The sequence below is a fragment of the Vulcanococcus sp. DEBay_Sum22DG08_74 genome (genome assembly GCF_017852955.1).
Lineage (GTDB): Bacteria > Cyanobacteriota > Cyanobacteriia > PCC-6307 > Cyanobiaceae > Vulcanococcus.
This window is the reverse complement of the sequence record NZ_JAFMKL010000140.1, coordinates 1-3,822: the sequence shown is the minus strand read 5'-3', so window position 1 is coordinate 3,822 and position 3,822 is coordinate 1. Positions and strand designations below refer to the sequence as shown.

General features: G+C 68.1%; 4 protein-coding genes. 2 read left to right on the top strand and 2 right to left on the bottom strand.

Features of this window, described 5'->3' with window-relative positions:
• Positions 1–1,809: NAD-dependent DNA ligase LigA (gene ligA, locus QZ184_RS10715; protein WP_296419571.1), on the top strand; the 1,809-nt coding region annotated here is incomplete at its 5' end.
• Positions 1,806–1,970, top strand: a complete 165-nt coding sequence (locus QZ184_RS10710; RefSeq protein ID WP_296419568.1) for a hypothetical protein — start codon at positions 1,806–1,808, stop codon at positions 1,968–1,970. The genes ligA and QZ184_RS10710, both read left to right, overlap by 4 nt.
• On the opposite strand, the gene QZ184_RS10705 is transcribed toward QZ184_RS10710, so the two are convergent.
• The gene (locus QZ184_RS10705) at positions 1,955–2,560 is read right to left on the bottom strand and encodes a TVP38/TMEM64 family protein (RefSeq protein WP_247476735.1); all 606 of its coding nucleotides are present in this window, start codon (positions 2,558–2,560) and stop codon (positions 1,955–1,957) included. The two genes, QZ184_RS10710 and QZ184_RS10705, sit on opposite strands and share 16 nt — an antisense overlap.
• On the bottom strand, positions 2,560–3,822 hold a 1,263-nt coding region (locus QZ184_RS10700), incomplete at its 5' end, for a class I tRNA ligase family protein (protein WP_296419565.1). The genes QZ184_RS10705 and QZ184_RS10700, both read right to left, overlap by 1 nt.

Genomic DNA, 3,822 nt, shown 5'->3' with positions numbered 1-3,822 from the left:
CGCATCGGCCTGCTCAGCCTCGACAACGCCTTCAACACCGATGAGCTCGAGGCCTGGTACGGCCGCCTACTCAAGGTGCTGGACCGCGAGGCCGGCACCGCCCTGCCGATGGTCGGTGAGCTGAAGATCGACGGCAATGCCCTGGCCCTCAGCTACGAGAACGGGGTGTTGGTGCGGGCCGCCACCCGCGGCGACGGCGAGCAAGGGGAGGAGATCACCGCCAACGTCCGCACGATCGCCTCAGTTCCGCTGCGGTTGCAGCTGGAGAACCCGCCGGCCTGGCTGGAGGTACGCGGCGAAGCCCTGATCCCCGATGGCACCTTTGCGGCCATCAACAGCGAGCGTCAGGCCCGCGGCGAAGCCCTCTTCGCCAACCCCCGCAACGCCTGCGCCGGCACCCTGCGGCAGCTCGATCCCAAGGTGGTTGCCGCGCGCAAACTCGACTTCTTCGCCTACACCCTGCACCTGCCAGCGGACTGGAGCGGAGGCCCCGGCAGCCAGTGGGAGTCCCTGGACTGGCTCAAACAGGCCGGCTTCAAGGTCAACCCCAACGCCGCCCTACTGCCTGATCTAGCAGCGGTCGAGGCCTTCTTCGAGCACTGGGACGAGGGCCGCCGCCAGCTGAACTACGCCACCGATGGCGTCGTCGTGAAGCTCAACGACCTGCGCCTTCAAGACGCGGCCGGCTTCACCCAGAAGGCCCCCCGCTGGGCCATTGCCCTGAAGTACCCCGCCGAGGAGGCCCCCAGCAAACTGCTGCGGCTCAGCTGCCAGGTGGGACGCACCGGCGTCATCACCCCAGTGGCGGAGTTTGAACCCGTACCCCTGGCGGGCACGAGCGTCAGCCGCGCCACCCTGCACAACGCCGATCGACTGCTGGAGCTCGATCTCCACGCCGGGGACACGATCGTCGTTCGCAAGGCCGGCGAAATCATTCCCGAGGTCGTACGGGTCCTGCCGGAGCTGCGCCCGGCTGCCGCTGAGCGGCTGGAGCTACCCCACACCTGCCCGGAGTGCGGCTCCGAGCTCGTCCGCGAAGAAGGGGAAGCCGCCACCCGCTGCGTCAACAGCAGCTGCCCGGCGATCCTGCGCGGCGCCCTGCGCCATTGGGTCAGCAAAGGCGCCCTCGATGTCGATGGCCTGGGCAGCAAGTTGATTGAGCAGTTGGTGGACCGGGGCCTGGTGGGCTCCATCGCAGGCCTCTACCGGTTGGATGGCGCCCTGCTCTGCAGCCTGGAGCGCATGGGCAGCAAGAGCGCCGAGAACCTTGTGGCCGCCTTGGCGGAGTCCAAACAACAGCCCTGGCACCGCCAGCTCTACGGCCTCGGCATCCACCATGTGGGCGAGGTCAACGCCAAAGCCCTGGCCAAGGCCTTCCCCAGTGCAGCGGACCTGGCCACCGCCGCCACCGAGACCCCCGAGGCGATCACCGCCGTCTATGGCATCGGCGCTGAGATCGCCCAGAGCCTGCAGCAGTGGTTCTCCACCGGTGCCAACCAGGAGCTGCTGACCAGCCTCGAGCGCCTGGGCTTCAGCCTGGCCAGCGGCGACGAGGAACAACCCGAGCCGAGCGGTCCTGCGCCATTGACCGGCCAGACCTTCGTGCTCACCGGCACCCTGCCGAGCCTGAGCCGCAGTCAGGCCCAGGCCCTGATCGAGGCCGCGGGCGGCAAGGTGACCGGCTCGGTCAGCAAAAAAACCAGCTATGTCGTGGCGGGCGAGGAAGCCGGCAGCAAGCTGAGCAAAGCCGAGAGTCTCGGGATTCCGGTGCTGGATGAAGCCAGCCTCCAAGCCCTGCTTGCCCCATGAGCCAACCCGCCGTCTACCGCTGGATCAAGACCGAATGCGGCCGCGCCAAGTTCGCCGATCTCGCCGCGCGCCCCGGCCCCCTCGCCAAGCTGCGCCTGGCCTGGTTCGTGCTGATCGCGGCGCTGCGCGACTGGCCGCTGCCGGATCAGTCGGACGGCTGAGCTGCTTTTAAGGCCCGCTGGGCGGCCCGGCCCACAAGCCAAACCGAGGCGACGGTGGCGGCGATGCCCACCACCCGCAGGGCCCAGGTGAAGGGATCCGCCTCGCCGCTCAACACCTCGCCGAAGCGGGCCACATCACCGGCGAGGGCCCCCAGACCGCAGAACAGGATCGTGCCGGGGATGATCCCAATCAGGCCAATCGTGTAGTCGCGCAGGCTCACCTCGCTCAAGCCATAGGCCAGGTTGAGCAAGGAGAAGGGAAACGCCGGCGAGAGGCGGGTCAGCAGCACCAGCTTCAGGCCCTCGCGGCTCACCGCCTGCTCCACCGCCTGCAGCTTGGGGAAGGCCTCCAGCCGGCGCATCGCCCAGTCCCGCAGCCAGGTCCGTCCCAGCAGAAAGGCCGCTTCAGCCCCGAGGCAGGCCCCCACGAAGACGATCAGGCTGCCCCACCAGGTGCCGTACAAGGCTCCAGCCAGCATCGAGGCCCAGACCCCCGGCAGCAACAGCGTCACCCAAATCCCATAAAGGGGGATGAACAGCAGCGCCCCCGCAGGGGACTGCAGAACCGGAAGCCAGCTCTGCCAATCCATCAACCGAGGTCGGCCAGACGCTTGCGGGCCAAATCGGCCTGGGCCTGGGCTTCCGCCAGGTTGGCCTGGCACTCGGCCACCACCTCAGGGGGGGCTTTGGAGGCGAAGTTGGGGTTCGAGAGGCGACCCGAGAGCCCCTTGATCTCCTTCTCGGCCTTGGCGATGTCCTTCTCCAGCCGGCCCCGCAGCGCCTCGAGATCCACCAGTCCGTCGATCGGCAGCAAGACCTGAAGCTCACCGCTCACACCGGCCAGGGCCTTCGCGGCAGGGTTGGCATCGGCGGCGGCCGGGTCCAAGACCTCCACCCGCTCCGCGCGGGTCAGCGCAGTGATGTCGGCGGTGGCGGCAGTCAGCACCGAGGCCAGTTCAGAGCGACCGGTGACGAAGCGCACCGGCACGCCCTGGCTGGGCTTGAGGCCGGCGACAGCGCGCAGGTTGCGGACCACCCGAATCGCCTCAATCAACTCGGCAAACGACGACTCCAGCTCGTCATCCAGGGCCGAGACGTCGAGGGCAGGCCAGGGCTGCAGGGCCAGGAACGTCTCTTCGGGCTCGCCGTTCAGGCCATGCCAGAGCTCCTCGCTGAGGTGGGGCATCAGGGGATGCAGCATCACCAGCAATTCATTCAGTGCCTTGGCCAGCACCTGGCGGGCCGTGCGCTGGTCGGCCAGGGCTTCGGCACTGGGGTTCTCGCCCGGGTTCAGGCGGCGCTTGATCAGCTCGACATACCAGTCGCAGACTTCATTCCAGGCGAACTCATAGAGCCCCTTGGCCGCCTCGCCGAGGCCATAGCTGCCGTAGCGCTCGGCGCTGTCGCGGTTCACCCGGGCCAGGCGCGAGAGGATCCAACGGTCCGCCAGCTGCAGGGCCGCGGGATCCGGTTCACCCAGGCTGGAGGGGGTCTCCCCACCCAGGTTCATCAGGGCAAAGCGGGTGGCGTTCCAGAGCTTGTTGGCGAAGTTGCGTGAGGCCTCCACCGTGGCGGAGGTGTCCGACTTGCGGTCGTAGTCCAGGCGGATGTCCTGGCCAGCACCGGCCACCTCACGCACCAGGGCAAAGCGCAGGGCATCGGCGCCGTAGCGCTCGATCAGCAGCAGCGGGTCAATGCCATTCCCCGCCGACTTGCTCATCTTGCGGTTGTTCTCGTCCCGCACCAGACCGTGGATGTAGACGTCCTGGAAGGGCATCTGGCCGGTGAAGGCGCCGGCCATCATCGTCATCCGGGCCACCCAGAAAAAGATGATGTCGAAGCCCGTCACCAG

What these genes read in the sequence shown, in the direction of transcription:
- QZ184_RS10710 (WP_296419568.1), top strand. Translation starts at nt 1,806, where the DNA reads ATGAGCCAACCCGCCGTCTACCGCTGGATCAAGACCGAATGCGGCCGC.
- QZ184_RS10705 (WP_247476735.1), bottom strand. Translation starts at nt 2,560, where the DNA reads ATGGATTGGCAGAGCTGGCTTCCGGTTCTGCAGTCCCCTGCGGGGGCG.